Annotated in this window: 20 protein-coding genes, 1 rRNA gene and 1 riboswitch; of the genes, 5 read left to right on the top strand and 16 right to left on the bottom strand. The window is 71.0% G+C overall.

Features of this window, described 5'->3' with window-relative positions:
• Positions 1 to 34: 34 nt before the first annotated feature.
• Positions 35 to 2,920, bottom strand: a complete 2,886-nt coding sequence (gcvP, locus tag ABS735_RS11330) for an aminomethyl-transferring glycine dehydrogenase (RefSeq protein ID WP_373906179.1) — start codon at positions 2,918 to 2,920, stop codon at positions 35 to 37.
• A 177-nt stretch (positions 2,921 to 3,097) separates the two neighbouring features.
• Positions 3,098 to 3,193, bottom strand: a riboswitch (glycine riboswitch).
• A 150-nt stretch (positions 3,194 to 3,343) separates the two neighbouring features.
• Between gcvP and ABS735_RS11325 the strand changes: the two genes are divergently transcribed.
• Entirely contained in the window at positions 3,344 to 3,721 is a 378-nt protein-coding gene (locus ABS735_RS11325) for a PRC-barrel domain-containing protein (protein ID WP_373906180.1), read from the top strand.
• A gap of 43 nt (positions 3,722 to 3,764) precedes the next feature.
• Here ABS735_RS11325 and ABS735_RS11320 read toward each other — a convergent pair whose 3' ends face one another.
• From ABS735_RS11320 to rrf, 11 genes are all read right to left on the bottom strand, one after another.
• Positions 3,765 to 5,183: a DNA polymerase IV gene (locus ABS735_RS11320; protein WP_373906181.1), complete on the bottom strand. Its 1,419-nt coding sequence runs from the start codon at positions 5,181 to 5,183 to the stop codon at positions 3,765 to 3,767.
• Positions 5,184 to 5,293: 110 nt separating this feature from the next.
• Positions 5,294 to 5,980 carry a MerR family transcriptional regulator gene (locus ABS735_RS11315; protein ID WP_373906182.1) on the bottom strand — a complete coding sequence of 229 codons (687 nt, stop codon included), beginning with the start codon at positions 5,978 to 5,980 and terminating at the stop codon, positions 5,294 to 5,296.
• 191 nt (positions 5,981 to 6,171) lie between these two features.
• Positions 6,172 to 6,645: a bifunctional nuclease family protein gene (locus tag ABS735_RS11310; RefSeq protein WP_052838788.1), complete on the bottom strand. Its 474-nt coding sequence runs from the start codon at positions 6,643 to 6,645 to the stop codon at positions 6,172 to 6,174.
• 108 nt (positions 6,646 to 6,753) lie between these two features.
• A complete protein-coding gene (gene ftsR, locus ABS735_RS11305; RefSeq protein ID WP_373906183.1) occupies positions 6,754 to 7,494 on the bottom strand; it encodes a transcriptional regulator FtsR in 741 nt (246 codons plus the stop codon).
• 45 nt (positions 7,495 to 7,539) lie between these two features.
• Positions 7,540 to 8,391, bottom strand: coding sequence for an FHA domain-containing protein (locus ABS735_RS11300; protein ID WP_373906231.1), 852 nt, complete (start codon positions 8,389 to 8,391; stop codon positions 7,540 to 7,542).
• Positions 8,392 to 8,542: 151 nt separating this feature from the next.
• Positions 8,543 to 9,397 (bottom strand): DUF881 domain-containing protein, encoded by an 855-nt coding sequence (locus ABS735_RS11295; RefSeq protein ID WP_373906184.1) that lies wholly within the window; start codon positions 9,395 to 9,397, stop codon positions 8,543 to 8,545.
• A 5-nt stretch (positions 9,398 to 9,402) separates the two neighbouring features.
• Positions 9,403 to 9,735, bottom strand: coding sequence for a small basic family protein (locus ABS735_RS11290; RefSeq protein ID WP_003977440.1), 333 nt, complete (start codon positions 9,733 to 9,735; stop codon positions 9,403 to 9,405).
• Positions 9,732 to 10,637, bottom strand: coding sequence for a DUF881 domain-containing protein (locus tag ABS735_RS11285; RefSeq protein WP_373906185.1), 906 nt, complete (start codon positions 10,635 to 10,637; stop codon positions 9,732 to 9,734). Before ABS735_RS11285 ends, ABS735_RS11290 begins: the two co-directional genes overlap by 4 nt.
• Before the next feature lie 98 nt (positions 10,638 to 10,735).
• Positions 10,736 to 13,231, bottom strand: a complete 2,496-nt coding sequence (locus ABS735_RS11280) for a mannose-1-phosphate guanyltransferase (RefSeq protein ID WP_358739076.1) — start codon at positions 13,229 to 13,231, stop codon at positions 10,736 to 10,738.
• Between the two features lie 112 nt (positions 13,232 to 13,343).
• Positions 13,344 to 13,952 (bottom strand): cardiolipin synthase ClsA, encoded by a 609-nt coding sequence (gene clsA, locus ABS735_RS11275; RefSeq protein WP_373906186.1) that lies wholly within the window; start codon positions 13,950 to 13,952, stop codon positions 13,344 to 13,346.
• A gap of 108 nt (positions 13,953 to 14,060) precedes the next feature.
• Positions 14,061 to 14,177 (bottom strand): 5S ribosomal RNA (rrf, locus tag ABS735_RS11270).
• A 502-nt stretch (positions 14,178 to 14,679) separates the two neighbouring features.
• Between rrf and ABS735_RS11265 the strand changes: the two genes are divergently transcribed.
• Both ABS735_RS11265 and ptsP read left to right on the top strand, forming a co-directional pair.
• On the top strand, positions 14,680 to 15,129 hold the full coding sequence (locus ABS735_RS11265) for a PTS sugar transporter subunit IIA (RefSeq protein ID WP_007388211.1): 450 nt from the start codon (positions 14,680 to 14,682) through the stop codon (positions 15,127 to 15,129).
• An 86-nt stretch (positions 15,130 to 15,215) separates the two neighbouring features.
• Positions 15,216 to 16,886: a phosphoenolpyruvate--protein phosphotransferase gene (gene ptsP, locus ABS735_RS11260; RefSeq protein ID WP_373906235.1), complete on the top strand. Its 1,671-nt coding sequence runs from the start codon at positions 15,216 to 15,218 to the stop codon at positions 16,884 to 16,886.
• 72 nt (positions 16,887 to 16,958) lie between these two features.
• Here ptsP and ABS735_RS11255 read toward each other — a convergent pair whose 3' ends face one another.
• Together ABS735_RS11255 and ABS735_RS11250 are read right to left on the bottom strand one after the other, a co-directional pair.
• Complete coding sequence (locus ABS735_RS11255; RefSeq protein WP_373906236.1) at positions 16,959 to 17,861, bottom strand: hypothetical protein; 903 nt, start codon at positions 17,859 to 17,861, stop codon at positions 16,959 to 16,961.
• A 120-nt stretch (positions 17,862 to 17,981) separates the two neighbouring features.
• A complete protein-coding gene (locus ABS735_RS11250) occupies positions 17,982 to 19,958 on the bottom strand; it encodes an acetoacetate--CoA ligase (RefSeq protein ID WP_373906237.1) in 1,977 nt (658 codons plus the stop codon).
• A gap of 213 nt (positions 19,959 to 20,171) precedes the next feature.
• Between ABS735_RS11250 and ABS735_RS11245 the strand changes: the two genes are divergently transcribed.
• Positions 20,172 to 22,550, top strand: a complete 2,379-nt coding sequence (locus tag ABS735_RS11245) for a glycoside hydrolase family 31 protein (RefSeq protein ID WP_373906238.1) — start codon at positions 20,172 to 20,174, stop codon at positions 22,548 to 22,550.
• Here ABS735_RS11245 and ABS735_RS11240 read toward each other — a convergent pair.
• Together ABS735_RS11240 and ABS735_RS11235 are read right to left on the bottom strand one after the other, a co-directional pair.
• On the bottom strand, positions 22,541 to 23,077 hold the full coding sequence (locus tag ABS735_RS11240) for an NUDIX domain-containing protein (protein WP_373906239.1): 537 nt from the start codon (positions 23,075 to 23,077) through the stop codon (positions 22,541 to 22,543). The two genes, ABS735_RS11245 and ABS735_RS11240, sit on opposite strands and share 10 nt — an antisense overlap.
• A 47-nt stretch (positions 23,078 to 23,124) precedes the next feature.
• Positions 23,125 to 23,934: a M15 family metallopeptidase gene (locus tag ABS735_RS11235; protein WP_373906240.1), complete on the bottom strand. Its 810-nt coding sequence runs from the start codon at positions 23,932 to 23,934 to the stop codon at positions 23,125 to 23,127.
• Between the two features lie 149 nt (positions 23,935 to 24,083).
• Between ABS735_RS11235 and ABS735_RS11230 the strand changes: the two genes are divergently transcribed.
• The gene (locus ABS735_RS11230; RefSeq protein ID WP_373906241.1) at positions 24,084 to 25,709 is read left to right on the top strand and encodes a GGDEF domain-containing protein; all 1,626 of its coding nucleotides are present in this window, start codon (positions 24,084 to 24,086) and stop codon (positions 25,707 to 25,709) included.
• The last annotated feature ends 63 nt before the right edge of the window (positions 25,710 to 25,772 follow it).

The raw sequence follows: 25,772 nt of genomic DNA, 5'->3' as shown, positions 1-25,772 counted from the left end.
CCGGACGGAGCCTCTCTCACCTCTGCGGCGGGACTCAGTCCTCGTACGCGTCCAGCGGCGGGCAGGAGCAGACCAGGTTCCGGTCGCCGTAGGCCTGGTCGATGCGGCGCACCGGCGGCCAGTACTTGTCGGCGGCGGACACACCGGCCGGGAAGACGGCCTCCTCGCGCGTGTACGCGTGGTCCCACTCGCCGCCCAGCGCGCCCGCGGTGTGCGGGGCGCCGCGCAGCGGGTTGTCGTCGGCGGACCAGGCGCCGGAGCCGACCTTCTCGATCTCCGCGCGGATGGCGATCATCGCCTCGCAGAACCGGTCCAGCTCGGCCAGGTCCTCGGACTCGGTCGGCTCGATCATCAGCGTGCCGGCCACCGGGAAGGACATCGTCGGCGCGTGGAAGCCGTAGTCGATCAGCCGCTTGGCGACATCGTCGACGCTCACGCCGGTCGCCTTGGTCAGCGGGCGCAGGTCGATGATGCACTCGTGCGCGACGAGACCGCCCGGGCCGGTGTACAGCACCGGGAAGTGCGGCTCCAGGCGCTTGGCGATGTAGTTGGCGGACAGCACGGCCACCTGCGTGGCGCGCTTGAGGCCCTCGCCGCCCATCAGCCGGACGTACGACCAGGAGATCGGCAGGATGCCGGCCGAGCCCCAGGGCGCCGCCGAGATCGGGCCGACACCCGTCTGCGGACCGGCCGTGGGCTGCAGCGGGTGGTTGGGCAGGTACGGCGCCAGGTGCGACCGTACGCCCACGGGGCCGACGCCGGGACCGCCGCCGCCGTGCGGGATGCAGAAGGTCTTGTGCAGGTTCAGGTGGGAGACGTCGCCGCCGAAGTGGCCGGGCTTGGCGAGGCCGACCAGGGCGTTGAGGTTGGCGCCGTCCACGTAGACCTGGCCGCCCGCGTCGTGCACCTGGGCGCAGATGTCGGCCACGTGCTCCTCGAACACGCCGTGCGTGGAGGGGTACGTGATCATCAGCACGGCCAGTTCATCGCGGTGCTTCTCGATCTTGGCCCGCAGGTCCTCGACGTCGATCTCGCCGTCCTCGGCGGTCTTGACGACGACGACCTTCATGCCGGCCATCACGGCGCTGGCGGCGTTGGTGCCGTGCGCGGAGGACGGGATGAGGCAGACGGTGCGCTGCTCGTCGCCGTTGGCCCGGTGGTAGCCGCGTACGGCGAGCAGGCCCGCGAACTCGCCCTGCGACCCGGCGTTGGGCTGCAGCGAGACCTTGTCGTACCCGGTGACCTCGGCCAGCCGCTCCTCCAGCTCGCGGATGAGGGTCAGGTAGCCCTGCGCCTGATCTGCGGGCGCGAAGGGGTGCAGCGCGCCGAACTCGGGCCAGGTGACCGGCTCCATCTCGGTGGTCGCGTTGAGCTTCATGGTGCAGGAACCCAGCGGGATCATGCCGCGGTCCAGCGCGTAGTCCCGGTCGGCGAGGCGGCGCAGGTAGCGCAGCATCGCGGTCTCGGAGCGGTGCTGGTGGAAGACGGGATGGGTCAGGAAGTCGTCGGTGCGCAGCAGCGCCCCGGGCAGAGTCTCCCCGGCCTCCGCGTCCAGTGCCTCGACGTCGCCCTCGACGCCGAAGGCCAGCCACACGCCGCCGACCTGGGCGCGCGTGGTGGTCTCGTCGCAGGCGAAGGACACGTGGTCGGCGTCGACGAGGCGCAGGTTGATGCCGTTCTCGCGGGCGGCGTGGACGATCTCGCCGGCCCGGCCGGGCACCCGCGCGGTGACGGTGTCGAAGTAGGCGCCGTGGACGATCTCGACGCCGCCCTGGGCGAGGCCGGCAGCGGTGATCGTGGCGTACCGGTGGGTGCGCCGGGCGATGGCCCGCAGCCCCTCGGGGCCGTGGTAGACGGCGTACATGCCGGCCATGACGGCGAGCAGCACCTGCGCGGTGCAGATGTTGCTGGTGGCCTTCTCGCGGCGGATGTGCTGCTCGCGGGTCTGCAGGGCCAGGCGGTAGGCCTTGTTGCCGTCGGCGTCCACGGAGACGCCGACCAGACGGCCGGGCAGGCTGCGGGCGAACTTCTCGTGCACGGCCATGTAGCCGGCGTGCGGCCCGCCGAAGCCCATCGGCACGCCGAAGCGCTGGGTGGTGCCCACGGCGATGTCCGCGCCCAGCTCGCCGGGCGAGGTGAGCAGCGTGAGGGCGAGCAGGTCGGCGGCGACGGTGACGAGCGCGCCGAGCTCGTGCGCCCGGTCGATCACCGGCTTGATGTCGCGTACGGCCCCGGAAGCGCCCGGGTACTGGATCAGGACGCCGTTGATCTCCCGCTCGGCGACCTCGGCCGGGATGCCCTCGCTCAGGTCGGCGACGACCACCTCGACGCCGGTCGGCTCGGCGCGGGTCTGTATCACGGCGACGGTCTGCGGCAGGGCGTCCGCGTCGACCAGGAACAGGCCCTTCTTGTTCTTGCCCATGCGCCGGGAGAGCGCCATCGCCTCGGCGGCGGCGGTGCCCTCGTCGAGCAGCGAGGCACCGGAGGTGGGCAGCCCGGTCAGCTCGGCGACCATCGTCTGGAAGTTCAGCAGGGCCTCGAGCCGGCCCTGGGAGATCTCCGGCTGGTACGGCGTGTACGCCGTGTACCAGGACGGGTTCTCCATGACGTTGCGCAGGATGACCGGCGGGGTGAAGGTGCCGTAGTAGCCGAGGCCGATCATGGAGTCGAGGACCTGGTTGCGGTCGACCAGGGAGCGCAGCTCGGCCAGCACCTCGGCCTCGGAGCGCCCGCCCGGCAGGTCGAGCCGGTCGGCGTTCTTGATCACATCCGGCACCGCGGCGGCCGTCAGTTCGTCGAGCGAACCGTAACCGACCTGCGCGAGCATCTTGGCCCTGGCCTCGTGGTCGGGGCCGATGTGGCGCTGCTCGAACGGCATGGCCTGTTCGAGTTCGGAGAGCGGAGTGCGATGGGCGGTCATTGCGGAGGCCTCCTGGTCTGACGACCTTCGAGGGGCACCACGGCGCGGGTACCCGGACGGCCTCCCCCTCTGTCATCTCAACCTGAGAGCTTCACCGGACGAGCCCGTGGGCCCTTCCGGCTTTCACCGTCGGTGAGAGCGGAAGCCGTCGACACCCGCCCTGCTTTCCAGAGTGACCTCGTCCGTGCGGTACGTGAGCCTGAGAGATTCCGGGGAGGATTTGCTCCTTCGGCGTCTCCGGCGGTGTCCGGAGAACTCTCCCGCGCGGGGTCAGCAGCCGTTTGCCAGCGTACCAGCGAGGCACTCGCGCGAACTTCGAGTGGCCGACCCGCCACATGTGCTCTTTTGTAGTACTTACGGATGATTAGGCGGCTGGTGTGCGACCCCAGTGCGGCCCAGTGGTGCGATCAAGTGGAGGGCCCCGTGCGTACTGACATCGATCCGCGGAACCTGATCGGCCGCAAGGCGTTCGACCGCGACGGCACCAGGATCGGCACCGTGGACGAGGTGTACCTCGACGATGCCACCGGCGTCCCCGAGTGGGCGGCGATACGGACCGGCCTCTTCAGCAGGGACGCCTTCGTCCCCCTGGAGCCCAGCGAGCTGGTCGACGGCACCCTGCGCGTGCCCTTCGACCGGTCCCTGATCAAGGAGGCGCCCGACTTCGGCGTCGGCCGTCACCTCTCGCCGGAACAGGAACTCCAGCTCTACCACCACTACGGCCTGGACGTGGCGGCCGCTCCCCCGCCCCCCGACCGCGACTTCGGCAAGCTGGCCGGCAAGGGCAACGACGACAGCTGACGACGACAGCTGCCGCACCGCCCGCAATACCCGGCCGCCCGCGCTACCCGGCCGCCCGTCTCGCGGGCCCGCCCCCACCGGGTCCGCCAGCGGGTCCTCCCGCGGGTTCTCCACCGGATCCTCGCACCGCGGGGGCGACCAGCGGCAGGGGGTCCGCCGGGGTCAGCTCCGGGTCGTCCACCGGGAAGGTCCGCACCCGGCCGACCTCGGAGTACGGCGTCTCGAACCGCACGGTGACGCGCCCGAGGCCGCTGCCCTGTACCCACCCGTGCCCGAGCTCCGCGTGCCGTACGTCGTGCCCCGCCGGCCACCGGCGCTCGGCGGGCGAGGGGCTGTGCTCCTCGACGGGCCCGGTCTCGGGCTCCTCGGCCGGTACCTCGGGACGATCCCCCGCCGCTTGTGCGAACAGGTCCTCCTGCGTGTAGTCGGCGAGACCGCTGACGCCCACCCCGAGCAGCCGCACGCCGCCCGTGGTGTCCACCGAGTCCAGCAGTCTGGCGGCGGCCTCCCGCACCACCGCGGGGTCGTCGGTGGGTCCGCGCAGCGTCTCCGAGCGCGTCAGCGTGGAGAAGTCGTATCTGCGCACCTTGAGCACGATCGTCCGCCCGGACAGACCGGAGGCGCGCAGCCGACGCACGCAGCGGTCCGCCAGCCGCCCCACCTCGACACCGACCCGCACCCGGTCGTGGATGTCCACGTCGTAGGTGTCCTCGACCGACACGGACTTGGTCTCCCGCTCGGCGACCACCGGCCGCTCGTCACGCGCCAGCGCCATGGCGTACAGCGCGTGGCCGTGCGCCTTGCCCAGCAGCCGTACCAGCTCGTCCTCGCCGGCCTCGGCGATCTCGCCGACCGTGGTGATCCCCGCCCGGCGCAGGTGGTCTCCCGTGGCCGGCCCCACCCCGGGCAGCGTCCGCACGGTCATCGGCTCCAGCATGGCCCGCTCCGTCCCCGGCGGGATGAGCACGAGTCCGTCGGGCTTGGCCTCCTCCGAGCCGATCTTGGCGAGCATCTTGGAGGCGGCGAGCCCGACGGAGCCGGTGAGGCCGGTGACGGCGCGGATGTCCGTGCGCAGCTTCGCCCCGGCCAGCCGCGCCGACTCCGCGTCCCAGGCCGCTTGGCCGGCCTCCAGGTCCACGAAGGCCTCGTCCAGGCTCAACGGCTCCACCAGGGGCGACAGCTCCCGCAGCAGCCGCATGACCTGCTCGCTGATCGACCGGTAGAGCTCGAAGCGCGGAACGAGGTAGGCGGCGTGGGGCGCGAGCCGACGTGCCTGGCCCATGGGCATCGCGGAGTGCACCCCGAACACCCGCGCCTCGTACGAGCAGGTGGCGACCACGCCGCGCGGTCCGAGGCCGCCCACGACCACGGCCTTCCCGCGCAGACTCGGCTTGGACGCCTGCTCCACCGAGGCGAAGAAGGCATCCATGTCGAGATGCAGGATCGTGGGCGCGGTTCTCACATCTCCGATGCTGCCCTACGCCACTGACAATGCCGCCACCACCGGCGGGAGGACACCCGGGGCGCGTCGCGCCACCACCGGCGGGAGGACACCCGGGGCCGCGTCGGGGTTCAGACCGCCCTGTTGTTCCGCCGCCGGGCCAGCTCGTCGGCAGGATTGTGCCCGACCAGCGTCTCCCCCGTGTCGATCCGCTCCCCGTGCAGCTGGGACAGCGCGCTCTCCACGTCACGCCACACCACGCCGACGGCGATCCCGAAGACGCCCTGGCCGCCCTGGAGCAGGGCGTGCACCTCGTCGGGAGAAGTGCACTCGTAGACGGTCGCGCCGTCGCTCATCAGCGTCATCCGCTCCAGGTCGCGAAAGCCGCGCTCCCGCAGGTGCTGGACGGTGGTGCGGATGTTCTGCAGTGACACTCCGGTGTCGAGGAAGCGCTTGACGATCTTCAGCACGACCACGTCGCGGAAGCTGTACAGCCGCTGCGTTCCGGACCCGTGCGCGGGCCGCACGCTGGGCTCGACGAGGCCCGTGCGGGCCCAGTAGTCGAGTTGCCGGTAGGTGATGCCGGCGGCCGCACAGGCCGTCGGCCCGCGATAGCCGATCTGCTCGGACGCCATGGACGTCGCCCCTCCGCTGGTCGCCACGGCTGCCGGTCGCTGCGGACCGGGATCGGCCGCGCCACCGTGCCGGGCGTGGCCCGCGCCTGCGCGAAGCCGGGAGCCCGGGGGAGGGTACGGACCGCCTGCCCCGAGGCTGTGCCCGGGGCCACCCCCAACCGTACCGTCGCCGCTGATTCTCACGCCGACCTCCGTCCTTGACGTGCCTCCTCGAAGGTAGGCAGTCACCAAGGGTGCGTCAACGATCGCCACACTCGGCACGCCGAGTGATAATCACCCTACGAGTGGTTTCCCGTGCCCGATCCCGGGAAAGGCTAGCCGGATGTGCCCGGACAGGGCCGCGCCCGGCCCTGAACCGCCCCCGGCCGCATGCGTCACTGGTTGCTGCTTCCGAAGTCCTCGGGCGAGATCTGGTCGAGGAACTCGCGGAACTTCTCCACCTCGTCCTCCTGCTCGTCCGGGATGGCGATGCCGGCGTCGTCGAGGACCGTGTCGCTGCCGTAGATCGGCGTACCGGTGCGCAGGGCCAGCGCTATGGCGTCGGACGGCCTGGCACTGACCTCCACCCCGCTCGCGAAGACCAGCTCGGCGTAGAAGACCCCGTCGCGCAGGTCGGTGATGCGCACTTCCGTGAGCTCCTGGCCGACGGCCTCCAGCACGTCCTTGAACAGGTCGTGGGTCAGCGGCCGCGCGGGAGCCATGCCCTGCTGGGCGAAGGCGATCGCCGTCGCCTCCCCCGGTCCGATCCAGATGGGAAGGTAACGGTCGCCGCCCACCTCGCGCAGCAGCACGATCGGCTGGTTGGAGGGCATCTCGACCCGGACACCTACGACATCGAGCTCGTTCACACAGCAACCCTAGGCCGTGCCCGGGACGTTTGGGTAGTCGGGCCGGGATCGGGTGGGCGATCCGGGTCTGGATCGGGTGGGCGATCAGGATCCTCGGTCCCGCCCGTTTCAGGGCAGCCGCACGCCCAGAGCGGTCTGCACGAGCGCCGCGTGCAGCTTCACCGCCAGGCCCGCCAGCTCCTTGGTGCGGGCTTCCGCGTGTGCCCTGGTCTGGGGGTTGCGGTGCCGCTTCAGCGGGGCCACCACCTGGTCCACGAGACCGGCCTCCCGGTCGGCGGCCGCCTTCATCACCCGCAGGTGCCGCGGCTCGATCCCGAACCGCCCCAGCTGCACCACCAGCGACGCCACGGTGACCGCCTCGGCGTCGTACGCCCCGTCGGCCAGCGGGACGAGGAGTCCGTACGACTCCCACTCCTTCAGCTCCTGGTCGCCGATCCCGGCCGTGGCGAGAAGCTCGTCCCGCCCGATCCTGGCCACCGTCGGGCTCTCGGCGGGCTCCGGTACGGCCGCCTCCCCCTCCCGCTGCCGGCCGACCCTCGGCAGCGCCACGGCCTCACCGCGCTCCACGGCGTCCAGATGCTCGCGGATCACCTTGAGCGGCAGATAGTGGTCCCGCTGCATGCGCAGCACCTCGCCGAGGCGCTCGACGTCGTGCGCGCTGAACTTGCGATACCCGGCCGGGGTCCGCCGCGGCTCGACGAGACCCTCCGACTCCAGGAAACGGATCTTGGAGATGGTGATGTCGGGGAACTCGTCACGCAGCGCGTTCAGCACCGCGCCGATGCTCATCAGCCCACTGTCCGTGGCGGCGGCGCCTTGCCCGGCGCCGCCGCTCGGTGTTTGAAACATGGACCTTCCCTGGAGGTTCCCCGGGCGTGCGGCCCGGGGGGCGGGTCAGTAACCCCGCTGGCTCGCGTAGAACACCAGCCGGTACTTGCCGATCTGCACCTCGTCACCGTTCGACAGGGCGACCTGGTCGATGCGCTCCCGGTTGACGTACGTACCGTTCAGGCTGCCGACGTCGGCGACCGTGAACGAACCGTCCGGGCTGCGACGGAACTCCACGTGCCGACGCGAGACCGTCACGTCGTCCAGGAAGATGTCGCTCTGCGGATGACGCCCGGCGGTGGTCAGCTCGCCGTCCAGCAGGAAGCGGCTGCCCGAGTTGGGACCCCGGCGTACGACCAGGAGCGCGGAGCCCAGCGGCAGCGCGTCGACGGCCGCCTGCGCCTCGGGAGAGAGCGCCGGCATCGCCGTCTGGCCGGTGACCTCGGCGTCGTAGGCCTCCAGGCCGGAGATGGAGATCGTGGAGGTCGTCTCGGACGCGCGCTCCGGGACCGCGCCGGCCCGCAGCGGAGCGCCGCAGTTGGAGCAGAAGCGGCTGTTCTCCGCGTTGCGGTTGCCGCACCTCGTACACACCAGGGCCGACATGGACGGATCCTCCTGCCGCGGCTGCCCCGCCGGGGCGTTCGACGCGTACGGGTCGGGGTTCAACCCTCCACCCGTACCCGAGGCCGAGGGCTGGCCGAAACCTATGCCGCCGGACTGAGCAGGGTCAACAGACGGCGCGCCCGGACCACCCACCTGGTCCCGGAACATCGGGCGTGAGCCCTCCGCGTCGGGCTGTGCGCGATGGCGAGCGGTCGCGTTGTCGCTGCTGCCCTCTCGCGCGCTCTTGCCGAACAACTTCGCAAACAACTTCACGGGCGATTCCCCTTGACCGAAACAGACCCGCCCGTGGGGCAGGACGAACCCTTATTGAACGCACTGACCGACCCGGACACCTTCACAACGTCCGTCTCCACCAGACAGTTTCCACCACGCACCACCCAATCGGTGCGCCGACCCCCCGCAACCTCATGCCCTCGCCGGACGCCCCCCATGCACCGCCGGTTCACTAGGAGGACGACCGAGCGTAGTCAGGCCGCTTCGCCGCTCGCAAGGCGTCCACGACGATCTTGCTCGACCGCTCAACAGTAACGGTGGCCTGTTCCTTCTCCAGAGTCTGCACCACTCCTCCAGGAATGTTGAGAGCCGGTTCGAGGTCCTGCGGCTTGCCGATGACCTGGAAACGATACGGCGCATTGATCTTGTTCCCGTCGACGCTGACGGAGTTGTCGGAGTCGGCGAGATACGTGCCGGCGACGACCCGTACGCCGTTCACCTGGATCGCCTCCGCACCCGCCGCGCGCAGCTCCTGGATCGCGTCGAGCAGCATGTCCGCCTCGACCGTCCCCTTCGTGTCCTCGATGGTCACCGTGATGCCGGGCCCCTGCGCGGCCACGGTGCCCGCGAGGATGCCCAGTTGCCGCTCCTTCTCGAGCGTCTGCTTGCGGGCCTCCTCCGCCTGGTCGGAGCTGTTCTCCAGCTCGTCGCGCTGTTTCTCGAGGCCCTGCTTCTCGTCTTCAAGACGCTGAGTACGGTCGTCCAGTTCATCGAGGATGCGGACCAGATCCTCCTGGCGGGCGCCACGCAGCGCGCTGTCGCTGTCACTGTTGGACGCCACCTGGACCGCGAGACCGAAGCCGAGCCCGAACAGGAGCAGAGCGACGATGAGTTGGGCCCGCGTGAGGCGCGGCGGCCACAGCCCCTTCAGAAGCCGCTGCCTGCCGGTCAGCCCGTTCCGCTCCTGCTGCGTGCCCTGCGGCGGGTCGACCGTCCGGGCGTCCGCGTCCGGGTTCTCCGCAGGCGCCACTTCCTCGGGCAGCTCCTTGCGCAGCCGGTTCGCGCCCTGCTCGTCGTGCTCGCTCATCGGCCTCACGCCCGGAAGACGTGGCGTCGGATCGCCGCGGCGTTGGAGAAGATGCGGATGCCGAGGACCACCACGACACCGGTGGACAGCTGGGCGCCGACGCCCAACTTGTCGCCCAGGAACACGATCAGTGCGGCGACGACCACGTTCGACAGGAACGACACCACGAAGACCTTGTCGTCGAAGATGCCGTCGAGCATGGCCCGCAGACCACCGAAGACGGCGTCCAGCGCCGCCACGACGGCGATCGGGAGATACGGCTCCACGGCCGCCGGCACCTCGGGCCGGACCAGCAATCCGGCCACGACTCCCACGACGAGGCCCAGTACGGCGATCACGATGTGCCCTTCTCGGTTATCGGCTGTGCTGTACGTACGATCAGACTCGGTGCGGCCGGCAGCTTGAGGTCGTCCGCGACGGAGATGGCGGTCCGGATGCCGTAGCTCTCCTGCAGCGCATGCAGGTACAGCCCGTCGGCGCTGTCCTGGAACGCGGTGCTCAGCCGCTCGCCGTCCCCCACCGCGAGCACCGTGTACGGCGGCACCAGCGGCCTGTTGTCGACCAGTATCGCGTCACCCGCGGCCCTGATCGCCGACAGCGCCGTCAGACGCTGTCCGTTGATGGAGATCGCCTCGGCGCCCGACTCCCACAGCCCGTTGACCACGCGCTGCATGTCCCGGTCCCGTACCCGGCCCGTGTCGGAGAAGCCGGAGGTGCCGCGCGGTTTCCCGTCGGCCCCGGTGCCCACGTCCTTGGCGTCGTTGACCACGAGCTTCACACCCGGACCGTGCACCTCGACCGCGCCCGCCAGGGTTCCCACCAGGTCGGACCGGTCGCCCTCGCCGCTCTTCTCCAGCGCCTCGCGCCGGCGCGCGTTCACGTCGTCGCGCAGCTCGTCGACGTTCTTCTCCAGCTTGTCGGCCGCCGAGGTCTCCCCCTCGATGCGGTCGACGAGCTCCTCACGTTCCTTGGCGACGGCGGGAGCGGCGACCCGCGCCTGAGCAGCCCCGACCGTCACGACCAGGGCCGCAAGCACGAGCCCGGCCGCAAGGCCCAGCTTGGCACGGAGCGTCTTGGGCATCCCGCCGCTGCCGTCGGCCTTCTTCCGCGCGGCGGCCTCGGCGTATCCGTCGTCGAGGCTGTGGTCCATGACGTTCGTGAGCAATGACATGGACGCGTCCGGGCGCGCGGGCCGCGTGGATGTGCTCCGAACGGGGGGTGGCTGCGGCATGCCGCACATCGTCGCACGCCACCGCCACTACCTCCGAACGGCCCCACCGGCGTGCCGGACAGGCCCCCTTGGGGACACTTGTCCGGCACGCACGCGTGCGGTGTGTTTTACCGGCCCGCGCTGTCCACCACCGCGGCCCACTCGTCCAGCAGCGCCTGCGCGGAGGCGTCGTCGGGGCCCTCGGCCCACAGGTGGGTGACCGCCTCCGCCGGGTCGGGGAGCACCATCACCCAGCGCCCGTCGGTCTCGACCACTCGCACCCCGTCCGTGGTGTCCACGAACCGGTCCCCGGCCGCCTCGACGACCCGCCGCATCACCAGGCCCTTGACGGCCCACGGCGTGGCCAGATCACGCTTGAGGACGTGGGCCCGCGGGATCCGCGCGTCGATCTGGCTCAGCGTGAGCTGCGTGCGCGCGACCAGTCCGATCAGCCGCACGAAGGCCGCCGTGCCGTCGTAGACGCTGCTGAACTCGGGGACGATGAAGCCGCCCTTGCCGTCGCCTCCGAAGATCGCGCCCTCCTCACCCCCGACCCGCGTCAGGTCGTCCGGAGAGGTGGTCGTCCACTCGACCTGCGTGCCGTGGTACGCGGCGACCTGCTCGGCGATCCTGGTGGTCGTCACCGGGAGCGCGACCCGGCCGCTGCGCCGCTCGGCCGCGATCAGGTCCAGCATCACCAGCAACGCCCGGTCGTCCTCGATGATGCGGCCCTTCTCGTCGACGAGCGACAGCCGCTCACCGACCGGGTCGAACCGCACACCGAACGCGGCCCGGGAGGACGCCACGATCTCCCCGAGGCGCACAAGACCGGACCGCCGCATGTCGGCCGACTCGGTGGGCCTGGCCTCGTCGAGACCGGGATTGATGGTCAGCGAGTCGACGCCCAGCTTCCCGAGCAGGCTGGGCAGGACCAGCCCCGAGCTGCCGTTGGAGGCGTCGACGACCACCTTGAGCCCGGACTCCGCGATGCCGGTGATGTCGACGTTGCGCAGCAGCGACCCGGTGTACGAGTCGAACACGCTGGACGGGAAGTGCAGGTCCCCGATCTCTCCGGGGAACGCCCGCCGGTACTCCTGCCGCGCGAACACGCGGTCCAGCTTCCGCTGGCTGCCCTGCGACAGATCCGCGCCCTGGCCGTCGAAGAACATGATGTCGACGGAGTCCGGCACACCGAGCGTGGTACGGATCATGATCCCGCCGGCACTGCCCCGCGCCGTCTGCTGCCGCGCCACGGGCAGCGGTACGTTCTCGAGGTCGCGTACGTCGATGGCGCTGGCCTGCAGTGCGGAGATCACCGCCCGCTTCAGCGCACGGGCACCACGGGAGTGGTCGCGGGCGGTGGTGACGGTGGACCCCTTCTTCAGGGTCGTCGCATACGCCCCGGCCAGCCGCACGGCGAGCTCCGGAGTGATCTCCACGTTCAGGATGCCGGAGACCCCGCGTGCGCCGAACAGGTGGGCCTGCCCACGGGACTCCCAGATCACCGACGTGTTGACGAAGGCACCGGCCTCGATGGTCTTGAACGGGTAGACCCGCACATTCCCCTGGATGATCGATTCTTCACCGACCAGGCATTCGTCGCCGATGACCGCGCCGTCCTCGATCCGCGCGGCACGCATGATGTCGGTGTTCTTGCCGACCACACAGCCCCGCAGATTGCTGTGCGGTCCGACGTACACGTTGTCCGCCACCACGGCCTTGTGCAGGAAGGCGCCGCTCTTGACGACGACGTTGGACCCGATGACCGTGTGTTCCCGGATCTCGGCGCCGGCCTCGACCTTGGCGTAGTCGCCGACGTACAGGGGCCCGCGCAGCACGGCGTCGGGATGTACCTCCGCGCCTTCGGCCACCCACACGCCGGGAGAGATCTCGAAGCCGTCGATGTCGACGTCGACCTTGCGTTCCAGAACGTCGGCCTGGGCCTTCACATAGCTCTCGTGGGTACCGACGTCCTCCCAGTAGCCCTCGGCAACGTAGCCGTAGATGGGCTTGCCTTCCTTCATCAGCTGCGGGAAGACGTCACCGGACCAGTCCACGGGAACATCGGGGTCGACGTAGTCGAAGACCTCGGGCTCCATGACGTAGATCCCGGTGTTCACGGTGTCCGAGAAGACCTGGCCCCACGTCGGCTTCTCCAGGAAGCGTTCGACCTTGCCCTCCTCGTCGACGATCGTGATGCCGAATTCCAGCGGATTGGGCACGCGCGTCAGACACACGGTGACGAGCGAACCCTTTTCCTTGTGGAAATTGATCAGGTCGGTGAGGTCGAAGTCGGTGAGGGCATCGCCGGAAATGACGAGGAAGGCATCGTCCTTCAACGCCTCCTCGGCGTTCTTGACGCTTCCGGCGGTACCGAGTGGCTTCTCCTCATTGGCATAGGTGAGCTCCATTCCGAGCTCTTCGCCGTCACCGAAGTAGTTCTTGACCAGCGAGGCCAGGAACTGGACGGTAACGACGGTCTCGTTGAGCCCATGCCTTTTGAGCAAGCGAAGCACATGCTCCATGATCGGCCGGTTGACCACCGGCAGGAGCGGCTTGGGCATGCTCGAGGTCATGGGACGAAGGCGCGTGCCTTCGCCTCCAGCCATCACGACGGCCTTCATGTCGGAAGCGTCCTCCTCTGAGAGACGACGGTTTAGCCGACTTCACCCGTCCAGGGTCCCGCACTTTTCCAGTGCGGGCCATCCGGCCACCGGGGCCGCACAATCAGCGGGTTCAATCGGCTGCGACGTCCGCACGAACCAGGCGGCGGACCTGCACCACGTAGAGAACACCTGCCCACCAGTACAGGGTTGTACCCCATCCGGCGAACGCCCATCCGAAAACAGCGGCGAGTGACGCGATCCATCCGCTTCCGTCACTGAGCAGAAGCAGGGGGAAGGCGTACATGAGGTTGAAGGTGGCGGCCTTGCCCAGGAAGTTCACCTGCGGCGGCGGATAGCCGTGCCGCCGGAGGACGCCCACCATCACCAGCAGCACCGCTTCCCGCGCAAGCAGTACAAGGGTCAACCAGAGCGGGAGAATCTCCCGCCAGGTGAGACCGACCAGCGTCGACAGGATATAGAGCCGGTCAGCCGCCGGGTCCAGGAGCCGGCCGAGGCTGCTGATCTGGTTCCAACGCCGCGCGAGCTTTCCGTCCAGGTAGTCGCTGACCCCGCTGAGGGCCAGCACCAACAGCGCCCAGCCGTCGCTCTGCGGGCCGCCGAACTCGGGCCGCAGGATGAGCCACAGGAACACGGGCACGCCGACGAGGCGCGCCATGCTGAGGATGTTCGGGATGGTGAGGACCCGGTCGGTCTGCACGCGGGTCTCCTGGACCTCCACGCGGGGGCCTCCTGGGGAAACGAGCCAATGATGCTCACTGACCTTACCTCAACGCAAAAAAGCTCTGGCTCTCGGGCTGCATGCCCAAGAGCCAGAGCTCTAAAAGGAGTTCGGCGGCGTCCTACTCTCCCACAGGGTCCCCCCTGCAGTACCATCGGCGCTGTAAGGCTTAGCTTCCGGGTTCGAAATGTAACCGGGCGTTTCCCCTACGCTATGACCACCGAAACACTATGAANCCTCGCTGTGTGTTTCAAAGGAACCTCAACCCGATCGAACCGATCAGGTCGGGGTATCAACATATCTGGCGTTGACTTTTGGCACGCTGTTGAGTTCTCAAGGAACGGACGCTTCCTTTGTACTCACTCGAGATGCTCTCTCGGGCTTTCCTCCGGGCGCTTCCCTTCGGTGTTCCCAACACTATCAGGCTTTTCCGGTCCCTCTGACCACCGTCCTGCGCACATGCAGAAAGTGATCCAGAGATAGGATCTGATGAGTTAGGTACTGCCGGGGCGAGGACGCGTTGCTTCGCATCGCTCAACCTCAGGCAGGACTAACGACTGTACACGGGGCCGCGGAACGGGTGCAAATCCGTGGGGAGTGTGGTCTAGACCTCTATTGGGAAGACTCATGCGGAACCGGTACTTCCTATGACATACCCTGCTGCTCAGTGTGCCGTCCGGGACAAGCAGTGACGGCTCGTACAGATCTCCGCCCTGGGAGGCTTCCCATGACCACCGTCTCGTCCCCGCTCGCAGGACGCGCCATCGGCCTGGCCGCCGTGCCCGATCCCGTCTTCTCCGGGGCCATGGTCGGCCCGGGCACCGCTATCGACCCCGTGCGGGAGCCCTCCGAGGCAGTCGCCCCCGTCGACGGCGTCATCGTTTCCCTGCACCCGCACGCGTTCGTCGTCGTCGACGACAGCGGGCACGGTGTGCTGACCCATCTGGGCATCGACACCGTGCAGCTCAACGGCGAGGGTTTCGAGCTGCTGGTGAACAAGGGCGACACCGTCGTGCGTGGTCAGGGCGTGGTGCGCTGGGACCCGGCCGCGGTCGAGGCCGCCGGCAAGTCGCCGGTCTGCCCGATCGTGGCCCTGGAGGCCACGGCCGAAGCGCTCACCGAGCTCCGTGAGGACGGCGACGTGAAGGCCGGCGAGAGTCTCTTCCTCTGGAAGTGACGTCCGTGCCGTCACACGGCGGCATCGACGGCTGGTAGGACAACCACCGCGGCGGCGGGACCCGCCGCACTATCGGGACGGGTGAGATGGAGACAACGCTGCGAGGCGTCGGTGTGAGCCACGGTGTGGCGATCGGCGAGGTCCGGCACATGGGGACGGCGGTCCTGGAGCCGCCGGCGAAGCAGATCCCGGCCGAGGACGCGGAGCGTGAGCAGGGGCGCGCCCGCAAGGCCGTGGAAGCTGTGGCGGCCGATCTGATGGCGCGCGGCAATCTGGCGGGGGGCGAGGCCCAGGCCGTGCTCGAGGCACAGGCCATGATGGCCCAGGACCCCGAGCTGATGGCCGACGTCGAGCGGCGGATCACCGTGGGGAGCACGGCCGAACGCGCGGTGTACGACGCCTTCGCCGCGTACCGCGCCCTGCTGGCCGGTGCCGGTGAGTACCTGGCCGGCCGCGTGGCGGACCTCGACGACGTGCGGAATCGTATCGTCGCCCGTCTGCTCGGAGTGCCGATGCCGGGCGTACCGGACAGCGACGAGCCCTACGTCCTCATCGCGCGGGATCTGGCGCCTGCCGACACCGCGCTGCTCGACCCGACGCTGGTCCTGGGCTTCGTCACCGAGGAGGGTGGGCCGACCAGCCACAGCGCGATTCTCGCCCGGGCGCTCGGTGTCCCTGCCGTGGTGGCTCTCCCGGGTGCCGGCGAGATCCCCGAGGGCACCGTCGTCGCCGTCGACGGCAGCACCGGGGAGATCTTCGTGAACCCGGGTGAGGAGAAGAAGGCACGGCTGACGGCCGAGGCTGCCGAGCGCAAGGCCGCGCTTGCCGCCGCGACGGGGCCGGGTGCGACCTCGGACGGTCACAAGGTGCCGCTGCTGGCGAACATCGGTGGTCCCGCTGACGTGCCCGCGGCGGTCGAGGCCGGCGCGGAGGGTGTCGGTCTGTTCCGGACCGAGTTCCTGTTCCTCGACGACAGTGAGAACGCGCCGTCGGAGGAGAAGCAGGTCACCGCCTACCGCCAGGTGCTGGAGGCGTTCCCGGAGGGCCGGGTCGTCGTGCGCGTGCTGGACGCCGGTGCCGACAAGCCGCTGGACTTCCTCACCCCGGGCGACGAGCCGAACCCGGCGCTCGGCGTGCGGGGCCTGCGGACGCTGCTCGACCACCCGGACGTGCTGCGTACGCAGCTGACGGCGCTGGCGAAGGCGGCGGAGGGGCTGCCGGTCTACCTCGAGGTCATGGCGCCGATGGTGGCGGACCGGGCCGACGCCAAGGCGTTCGCCGACGCGTGCCGGGAGGCCGGGCTGCGGGCGAAGTTCGGCGCGATGGTGGAGATCCCGTCGGCCGCGCTGCGGGCCCGCTCCGTACTGCAGGAGGTCGAGTTCCTGTCGCTGGGGACGAACGACCTCGCGCAGTACACCTTCGCCGCCGACCGTCAGGTGGGCGCGGTGTCCCGACTGCAGGACCCGTGGCAGCCGGCGCTGCTCGACCTGGTCGCGCTGTCGGCCGAGGCGGCGAAGGCCGAGGGCAAGAGCTGCGGTGTCTGCGGTGAGGCCGCTTCGGATCCGCTGCTGGCGTGTGTGCTGACCGGTCTCGGTGTCACCTCTCTGTCCATGGGTGCGGCGTCGCTGCCGTATGTGCGGGCGACGCTGGCCAAGTTCACGCTGGCGCAGTGCGAGCGTGCCGCGGCTGCCGCCCGGGCGGCGGACAGTGCCGAGGAGGCGCGGAACGCCGCGCAGGCGGTGCTGTCCGGCGAGTAGGGGCCGGGTGCGGCTGCCGCTGAGGCTTCGGTGCGGGGCGTTCCACCTTCGGGTGGGGCGCCCCGCCCGCGTTCAGTGGTGGTGTCCCGGTGGGAGGCGGTCGTCTCCGAGGTCGGGCGGTGCGCAGTAGTCGACGTTGGATTCCGGGGAGATGAGGTCGCCGGACTCGACGTCGGTGCAGTAGGCGTCGAAGACCTCGGCGGCGGTGAGGGGTTCGAGGCCATACCCCCGCAGGCGCCAGCCGTGGATGCGGTCGGGACCGCTCGGCGGGCTGATGCGCATGACGAGCCCGCCGGGGCTGTGGGTCGCCAGGCCGAGCGCGAGGACGCTGGTGAACTCCAGGGCCTCCGCCTTGTCGATGTGCGGGGTGCCGTCGGTCTCCTCGTCGACGAGGAGGACGGAGAGGAGGGTCTCCTCCGGATGGCCCGAGACACTGCAGACCAGGTGCCGGCTGCCCGGTGGGGCCGTTTCGAGGACGCGGTGCAGGAGGCGGGAGGCGCGGGTGAAAGCGGCCCGGCCGAGGTCCTGGCCGCAGGTGGCGCAGCTGCCGAGGGTGGCGAGGAGGGTCGACGTGTACTCCCAGGTGGCCTGGCGGACGGCTTCGTCGACGAGGGCCGGGAGCAGGTCGGCGAGGGACTGGCCCTCGTACGGCACGGTGGGGCCGTGGGCGGCGAGTTCGGCGGTGAACCGGGCGCGGCTGGCGGGGGCGTCGGCGTCGAGACCCGCCGCCGTGCAGAAGTCGGCGTACTCCTCCGGGTCGAAGAGCGCGACCGTGGTGTGGGTGCCCTGTGCCGCGCGTGTCTTGAGCAGGGATTCCACCTGGCGTAGGTAGGCGGTGTGGTCGTGGAAGGTGAAGCTGCGGTAGCGCCGCATGGCGTGGAAGTCGTGTTCGTCGGTGAGCAGGCCGATGGTGCCCGCGATTTCGCGGCGCAGGACGCGTCGCATGGTGTGGTCGGTCTGGTCGGTGTGCGCCATGTTTCCCCCTGTGCACGGTCGATCAATGCTCACTCACAGTAATCGGCGGCACTGACAACGGCGTCGGGCGAGCGCGGGAGCCGGCCGCCGTGCGGGGCGGCCGGCTCGTCGGTGTGCTGGTCAGGAGCGCTTTCGGGCCAGGTCCTCGTAGAAGTGGAGCAGGTCGAGGTTGTCGATGGAGCCGGGGTTGACGGCCCTGTCCAGCGGGGTGCCCTGGAGGAGGCGCTTGACCGGGACCTCGATGCGTTTGCCGGTCAGGGTGTGCGGGATGCCCGGTACCTCGATGACCTCGTCGGGGACGTGTCGCGGGGAGAGGTTCGCGCGGATGGTCTGCCTGATGCGGTCCAGGAGGGCGTCGTCGAGAGCGGCTCCGGGGGCCAGGTGCACGAACAGGGGCATCCAATAGCCGCCGTCGGGCTGTTCGATGCCGATGACGAGGGATTCCCTGATCTCCGGGAGCCGCTCGACGGCTTCGTAGATGTCGGCGGAGCCCATGCGGACACCCTGCCGGTTCAGGGTGGAGTCGGAGCGGCCGTGGATGACGACGGAGCCCCGGGAGGTGAGGGTGATCCAGTCGCCGTGCCGCCAGACGCCGGGGTAGGTGTCGAAGTAGCTGTCGTGGTAGCGGCTGCCGTCGGGGTCGTTCCAGAAGCGGATCGGCATCGAGGGCATGGGGTTGGTGACGACCAGTTCGCCGACCTCGTCGGTGAGGGGGTGGCCGTTCGGGTCCCAGGACTGGAGGTCGGTGCCGAGGCTGGGGGCCTGGAGCTCGCCGATGTGGACCGGCAGGGTGGGGACGGCGCCCGCGAAGCAGGAGCACACGTCGGTGCCGCCGCTGACGGAGGCGATCCACAGGTCGGCGCCGCTCGAGGCGAACTCGTCGTGCAGCCAGCGGAAGCCGTCGGGCGGGAGCGGGGAGCCGGTGGTGGCGACGCACTGGATCGCGGAGAGGTCCAGGTCGCGGGCCGGGTGGACGTCGGCCTTGCGGCAGGCCATGACGTAGGCGGCGGACGTGCCGAAGAGTGTGGCACCGGTTCGTTCCGCGATGCGCCACTGGGCGTCCGTGGCCGGGAAGCCGGGGCTGCCGTCGTAGAGGACGATCGTGGTGCCGGTGAGCAGGCCGGAGACGAGGAAGTTCCACATCATCCAGCCGGTCGAGGTGTACCAGAAGAAGCGGTCCTCGGGGCCGAGGTCGCAGTGCAGGCCGAGCTGTTTGAGGTGTTCGACCAGGATGCCGCCCTGGGACTGGACGATGGCCTTGGGCAGGCCGGTGGTGCCGGAGGAGTACAGCACCCACAGGGGATGGTCGAAGGGCACCTGCTCGAACGCGGGGTCCGTGTCCGCGGCCGTCAGGTTCTCCCATTCCAGCGCGCCGTCCGGTGCCTCGGTGCCGAGGAGCGGGATGTGGATCACCGCGCGCAGGGTGGGCAGTTCCCGGCGCAGTTCGGCGACGGTGTCGCGGCGGTCGTGTTCCTTTCCGCCGTAGCGGTAGCCGTCGACGGTGAACAGGACGACGGGTTCGACCTGCTGGAAGCGGTCCAGGACGCTGCGGGCGCCGAAGTCGGGCGCGCAGGAGGTCCAGACGCCGCCCACGGCGGCGGTGGCGAGGAGCGCCACGACGGCCTGGGGGACGTTGGGGAGGTAGCCGCTGACGCGGTCGCCGGGGCGTACGCCGAGGGCGCGCAGTTCGGCGGCGAGCGAACCGACCTGGCGGCGCAGCTCGGCCCAGGTGACGGGGGCCGGTTCGTGGGTCTCGTCGACGTACAGGAGGGCGGCTTCGTCCGGGCGGGTGTCGGCCGCGCGGAGGGCGTGTTCGGCGTAGTTCAGCGTGGCGCCGGGGAACCACTGGGCGCCGGGCATGGTCCGGTCGCCCAGCACGCGCGCGTAGGGGGTCGAGAACCGGACGTCGAACCATTCCGTGACGGCTTTCCAGAAGGTGTCCAGCTCGTCGACGGACCAGCGGTGCAGGGCGGCGTACCCGCCGTCGGCGGGGGCTCCGTGGTGTTCGGCCGCCCAGGTCTGGAACCTGGTGATGCGTGCCTGGGCGATGCGTTGTGCATCCGGCTGCCAGAGCGGCTGGGGGTTCTCGGTCGACATGGGGCGGCTCCCGGACTGTGCGCGTCGTGTGCGTCCTCCGCGCACGGGCTGGGGTGTGCGCGTGACGCGGCTGACAGGGACGATGCCATGTGATCGACTTCCGCACCAGGGCGCGCCCCACATAGTCGGCGACATGAAGATGTGGTCCGGTCCCGGGTGAACGGCAGTTGAACGACGCCCACGCGCGCGGTGGTCGATGGCAGGGTGATCGGCATGGACGGTCGTGACCTGGTGCGTTCGATGAAGACGGTCGGTTCCGCGGGGGTGGCGCAGGGGTTGCGTACGGTGCGAGCCGCGTGGCGCAGGCGGCGTGCCGATGCCGCCTCGCTGCCGCCGCGGGGTGCGGAGCGGGCGCGGGTGCCGGGGCCGATGCGGGAGGTGGAGCCCGGGCCCGGGGGCGGTGTCGTCCGGTTCGGGCGCTCGGAGCTGCGCATCCTCGTGGCGGTGAACGGCGCCGTGTTCTGGGGTTGGGACGGAGCCGGGCCGGAACCCTCGTACGCGTTGGCGGGCCGCTGTCCCGAGCCGGATCCGCGGGCGGTGCTGGAGCCGGACAAGGACGGCGGCTGGCGGGTGGTGGCGGAGCGGGCGACGGTGGCCGTTTCCCGGCACGGCGCCGTCGAGGTCCGCACGCCCGGGGGTGTGGTCCTGCGTCATGAGTTGCCGCCCCGCTGGTGGGAGCCGGTCGACGGCGGGCCGGCGCGCTGGACGCAGCGGTCGCAGGTGGCGGCCGACGCCCGGTTCTTCGGGCTCGGTGGGCGGTCCGTGGGTCCCCGGCTGCGCGACGGCACGTACCGGCTGTGGAACTCCGGTCCCGGCCTGCCCTTCGCCGCCGGTGGGGACGCGTCGTCCGTCACGATGCCGGTGCAGATGGTGGTGGCGGACGCGGGGACGCATTTGGTCTTCCACGACAGTTCGTGGGACGGCACGGTGGCCTTGCGGGAGGGCGAGGAAGGAGCCGGGTCGGGGCACGACCGGCCGGGGCGGAGTGTGCTGCGGATGGACGGCGGTCCGCTGCGGTGCTGGGTGCTGGTGGGAACACCCGCGCGCGTGCTGCTGGCCTGGGCGTCGCTGACCGGCGCGCCCGCGCTGCCGCCGGCGTGGGCGCTCGGGCACCAGCACGCGCAGTCCGGTTTCGGCGACGAGGAGGACGTACGGCGGGTCGTGGCCGGTCATCAGGAGCGTGGCCTGCCGCTGGACGCGGTGCACCTGGGTATCGGGCACGCCGATGCCCAGCGGGTGTTCACCGTCGACGAGGAGCGGTTCCCGAAGCTGCCCGTGCTCGCCGAGGAGCTGCGCAGGGAGGGCGTGCGGCTGGTGTCGGCCGTCGAGCCGGCGGTCGTGGCCGCGCCCGGCGACGCCGTCTACGACGGGGGGACGCGCGGGGACGTGTTCGTGCGGGACGCCGCCGGGGCGGTTGTCCGGGGTGTGGGGCGGCCCGGGGACGTGGTCTTCCCTGACTTCACGCACGCGCGCGTGCGTGAGTGGTGGGGCGGTCTCTACGAGGAGCGGCTCGGGCGGGGGTTCGCCGGGTTCTGGCACGACCTGGACGAGCCCACGTCGTTCGCCGCCTTCGGGGAGTCGACGCTGCCGCGGTCGGCCCGGCACGCGCTGGAGGGCCGGGGCGGCGACCACAGGGAAGCGCACAACGTCTACGCGCTGTGCGTGGCGCGGGCCGGGTACGAGGGGCTGCGGGCGTTGGCGTCCGAGGAGCGGCCGTTCGTCGTCTCCCGTTCCGGGTGGGCCGGTCTGCAGCGCTACGGCGGCACCTGGTCCGGGGACGTGGCCACGGACTGGGCGGGGCTGCGGGCGTCGCTGGCGCGGGTGATCGGGCTGGGGCTGTGCGGGGTGCCGTATGCGGGGTCCGATGTGGGCGGGTCGGACGGGAGCCCGACGCCGGAGCTGTATCTGCGGTGGCTCCAGCTGGCCGCCTACCTGCCGCTGTTCCGCACGCACGCCGGACTGCGGGCGGGGCGTCGGGAGCCGTGGGAGTTCGGGGACGAGGTTCTCGGGCACGCGCGTGTGGTGCTCGTCGAGCGGCGGCGGCTGCTGCCGTACTTCGTGACGCTGGCGCATCTGGCCCGGCGTACGGGTGCTCCGTATGTGCGTCCCCTGTGGTGGCAGGCGCCGGAGGACCGGGCGCTGCGGGACTGCGAGGACGCCTTTCTGCTGGGCGACTGTCTGCTGGTGGCCCCCGTGCTCCGTCCGGGAGCGGACCGGCGGGCGGTGCGGTTGCCGCGGGGGCGCTGGTACGACGTGCTGACGGAGCGGGCGTACGAGGGGCCCGCGCAGGTGCTCGTCGACGCCCCTGTGACGCGGATTCCGGTGTTCGCGCGCGCGGGAGCGGTCCTTCCGGTGCGCGGGGAGGACGGCGCGCCGGAACTGGAGGTGTGGGCGCCCGCGCGGGGGCGGACCGGCGGTGGGCTGGTCGTGCCGGACGCGGGCGACGGCTGGGTGGAACCGGAGATCGAACGGTATGTGTCCCGCTGGGAGGGGCGGCGGGTGGTCGTGGAGCGGTCGGGCGAGGACGGGGCGAGCGACCGGTCCTGCCCGGTCCGCGTCCGTGGGCTCGCGGAGCGCTCCGCTCAGATGTAGCGGCCCTCGAAGAAGGCCCGTACGGCCCGGGTGTGGAGCGGGAAGGCGAGCTCTTCCGACCTGCGCAGGAGGTGCCATCCCTCGCTCTCGTCCGTGGCGGCGGAGGGCGGCAGACCCTCGGCCGGCCGCTCGGGCAGCAGCCCGAAGAGCAGCAGGTGGCCGTCGGGCGAGCTCATGGCGTCGGCGAGCCGTACGTCGCGGCTCGCCGCGTCGATGCCCGTCTCTTCCTTGAGCTCGCGGACGACGGCCTGTCGCCAGTCCTCCCGGTCGTCGACGAAGCCGCCGGGCAGGGCGACGCCGCCGCGCGCGGGGTTCACGGTGCGGGTGATGACGACCAGGGCGGTGCCCTGTGTGTCGTACACGGGCTGGAGGGCCACCGCGACCGGCAGCGGGTTGCGGTAGGCCACGGTGCCGCACGCGGGGCAGGTGCGGGGCCAGCCGGAGACGCCCTCTCCGTAGGGCGATCCGCAGCTCGAACAGTGGGAGTCGGGCGCGGAGTTGGGAACGGAGGTTTCAGTTTCGGACACGCGGCGGACTGTATCCGATCGCGGAGGGGGCGGCTCCGGCAGGCCGGTCAGCGACGGCCGGCGAGCGACTTCGCGGAGACCGGGAAGTCGAAGTAGGTGTCCGGGTAGGGCTCGGGCTTGTACGTGAAGTGCCACCACTCCTCGGGGAGGTTCACCAGGCCGACGTCCTCCAGGGTGTTCTTGAGCAGCAGCCGGTTGGCGCGCTGCACGCCCTGGATGCGGGGGTCGAGGGTGTGCGAGCGGGTGTCGAAGCAGTCGTAGCCGGTGCCCATGTCGACAGAGTTGTCGGGGAAGCGCTTGGCCTGCGGCGCGAAGCACGACACCAGGGGCTGTCCGGGGTGATAGGGGCGGGTGGGCTTCGCGGGGAGCCGCACGAGGGTGAGATCCATGGTCGAGCCGCGGCTGTGGCCGGACTTCTCCGCGATGTAGCCGTCGGCGAACAGGCGGGTCTTGTCCACCTCCGGATAGAACTCGGCCTTCATGTCCTGGTCGTCGAGGTCTTCGGCCCAGCGGACGAAGTGGTCGACGGCGCGCTGGGGCCGGTAGCAGTCGTACACCTTGAGGGAGTAGCCCTGGCGCAGCAGCCGGGTCTGGGCGCGGTGGAGGGCTTCGGCCGCGGGGCGGGTGAGGATGCACAGGGGCTGCCGGTAGCCGTCGACGCGCTCGCCGACGAAGTTGTGCGCGGTTACGTAGCGCATCTCCTCGATGATCGTCGGCTCGACGCTCCGCAGGGCGACGAAGTCCTCCGGAGCCCTCGGTTCAGGCCGTGCCTGCGCGGTGGCGGGGACGGCCGTGACGGCGAGCAGGGCGGCGAAGGCGGTGACCAGACCGCGGAGAGCGGTGGAGAATCGTGTCATGTCCCCTGCATCTATCAGGGTTGGGCTCGACGGGGGAAGAGGACGGCCCGGCGACGCGCCGGGCGTACGCTGCGTGAGCGCGCCGGAATTGTGCGTGAACGTCGTATGAACTGGGCCCGGGCAGGGGCCGGTCACGCCATCCTGCTCCCGTGCGCTCCTGGACGGACACTCTCCGCTTCGCCTTCCAACCGGTGGTCAACCTGATGACCGGCGGGGTCGTGGCGCTGGAGATACTGGCCCGGCCGGAGACCGGCGACGTGCTCGCCGAGGCGCGGCGCGATCCCGAACTCGACGGCCTGCTGGCGGTGTCGGCGCTGCGGGCGGCGGTACGCCGGGAGACGCTGCTGCCGCTGCACGTCAACGTGTTCGCCGGCACACTCGCCGACCTGGGTGGTCTCCAGTTGCTGCACGACGCCGTGCGCGAGGTGGGCCGGCTGCCCTGGGAGGTGACACTCGACGTGTGTCCGCCGTTCACGCATGTGCCGCGGCGGGCCCTGCTGGATGCGGTGGCCGTGTTGCGGGAGCAGGGGTTCCGGATCTGCGCGGACGGGGTCGGTGACGGGGACGCGCCGTTGCGGCTGCTGGCGGATCTGGCGCCGGAGCTGGTGAAGCTCGACGCTTCGCTGCTGGCGCGGCCGGCGGCCGTACGGGCGATGCGGGTGCTGTGCGAGGAGTCGGGGGCGCTGCTGGCCGTCGAGGGGGTGGAGACGGAGGCGCAGTACGCCGTCGCGCGGTCGGCGGGAGCGCAGTTGGCGCAGGGCGAGCTGTTCGCGCCTCCCGCACGGTTGCCCGTGGCGGACGTGTACGTTCCGCCCGGCTCCCCCGGCCTCGTGCCGACGCCTCGGTCGGGGCCGCCGGTACGGCAGTTCGTACGGCCGGCGGCGCTGTTGCCGGCGACGGCCTCGGCGGGGCGGGTGCGGGCGCTGCTGACCGGGTCGCCGGACGTGTCCGGGGTGCTGCTCGTGGACCGGGACGGCGTTCCGGTGCGCTCGGTGCACCGCTCCCGGTTCCTGCTGTCGATGTCGGGGCGCTACGGGCACGCCCTGTACGCCGACCGGCCCGCCGCGAAGCTGGGCGACCCGCCGCGGACGGTGGGCGTCGACGCGACGGCCTGGGAGGTGCTGGACGTGGTGGCGGACGGCGGCCCGGACCGTACGTCGGACGACGTGGCCGTGGTGGACGCCGCCGGGCGGTGCGTGGGCGTCGTGCGGCTCGCGGACCTGGTGCGGGCGCTGGCGGAGAGCCGGGTGGAGGAGGCGGCGGGGCTCAATCCGCTGACCCGGTTGCCCGGTTCGGACGCGATCACGGACGAGGTGGACCGGAGGATCACGACCGGGCGGGCGTTCGCCCTGAGCTGGCTCGACGTGGACCACTTCAAGCAGGTCAACGACGGGGCCGGGTTCGCCGCGGGCGACGAGCTGATCCGGGCCGTCGGGAGGGCGCTGCTGCGGGCGGCGGCCGGGGAGACAAGGGTGGGGCACATCGGCGGTGACGACTTCCTGGTGCTGACCGATCCGGAAGGGCTGGATCCGCTGGCCGCCTCCGTGCTGGACGTGCCGTGGTCGGCCGGAGGGCGGCCCGTGACGCTCTCCCTGGCGACGGTCCTGTGCGCGCCGGGCAGCGTGCCGGACCACCGGCGGGCGGCGGCCTGTCTGGCGCCGCTGAAACAGGCCGCGAAGGCGTTGCGCGGGGTGAGTTGGGTGCTGGGCCGGGCGGAGGTCCCGGGACACGAGGTCCGGCGCGGCTCGGACCGGGCGGCGGCGTCGGCGGGCTGAGCGGGCGGGATCGGGCGGCACGGACGCGGGATCGGGCGCGGCACGGGCACGGGATCGGGCACG

Source organism: Streptomyces sp. MMCC 100 (genome assembly GCF_041538145.2).
Classification (GTDB): domain Bacteria; phylum Actinomycetota; class Actinomycetes; order Streptomycetales; family Streptomycetaceae; genus Streptomyces.
This window is presented reverse-complemented; position numbering and strand designations above follow the sequence as displayed.

Bases quoted from the DNA above. Each gene is read 5' to 3' on its own strand.
- ABS735_RS11250 (WP_373906237.1), bottom strand. From the start codon at position 19,958: ATGTCGACCGAGAACCCCCAGCCGCTCTGGCAGCCGGATGCACAACGC.
- ABS735_RS11245 (WP_373906238.1), top strand. From the start codon at position 20,172: ATGGACGGTCGTGACCTGGTGCGTTCGATGAAGACGGTCGGTTCCGCG.
- ABS735_RS11285 (WP_373906185.1), bottom strand. From the start codon at position 10,637: ATGTGCGGCATGCCGCAGCCACCCCCCGTTCGGAGCACATCCACGCGG.
- ABS735_RS11235 (WP_373906240.1), bottom strand. From the start codon at position 23,934: ATGACACGATTCTCCACCGCTCTCCGCGGTCTGGTCACCGCCTTCGCC.
- ptsP (WP_373906235.1), top strand. From the start codon at position 15,216: ATGGAGACAACGCTGCGAGGCGTCGGTGTGAGCCACGGTGTGGCGATC.
- ftsR (WP_373906183.1), bottom strand. From the start codon at position 7,494: ATGTTTCAAACACCGAGCGGCGGCGCCGGGCAAGGCGCCGCCGCCACG.
- ABS735_RS11255 (WP_373906236.1), bottom strand. From the start codon at position 17,861: ATGGCGCACACCGACCAGACCGACCACACCATGCGACGCGTCCTGCGC.
- gcvP (WP_373906179.1), bottom strand. From the start codon at position 2,920: ATGACCGCCCATCGCACTCCGCTCTCCGAACTCGAACAGGCCATGCCG.
- ABS735_RS11295 (WP_373906184.1), bottom strand. From the start codon at position 9,397: ATGAGCGAGCACGACGAGCAGGGCGCGAACCGGCTGCGCAAGGAGCTG.
- ABS735_RS11280 (WP_358739076.1), bottom strand. From the start codon at position 13,231: ATGAAGGCCGTCGTGATGGCTGGAGGCGAAGGCACGCGCCTTCGTCCC.
- ABS735_RS11265 (WP_007388211.1), top strand. From the start codon at position 14,680: ATGACCACCGTCTCGTCCCCGCTCGCAGGACGCGCCATCGGCCTGGCC.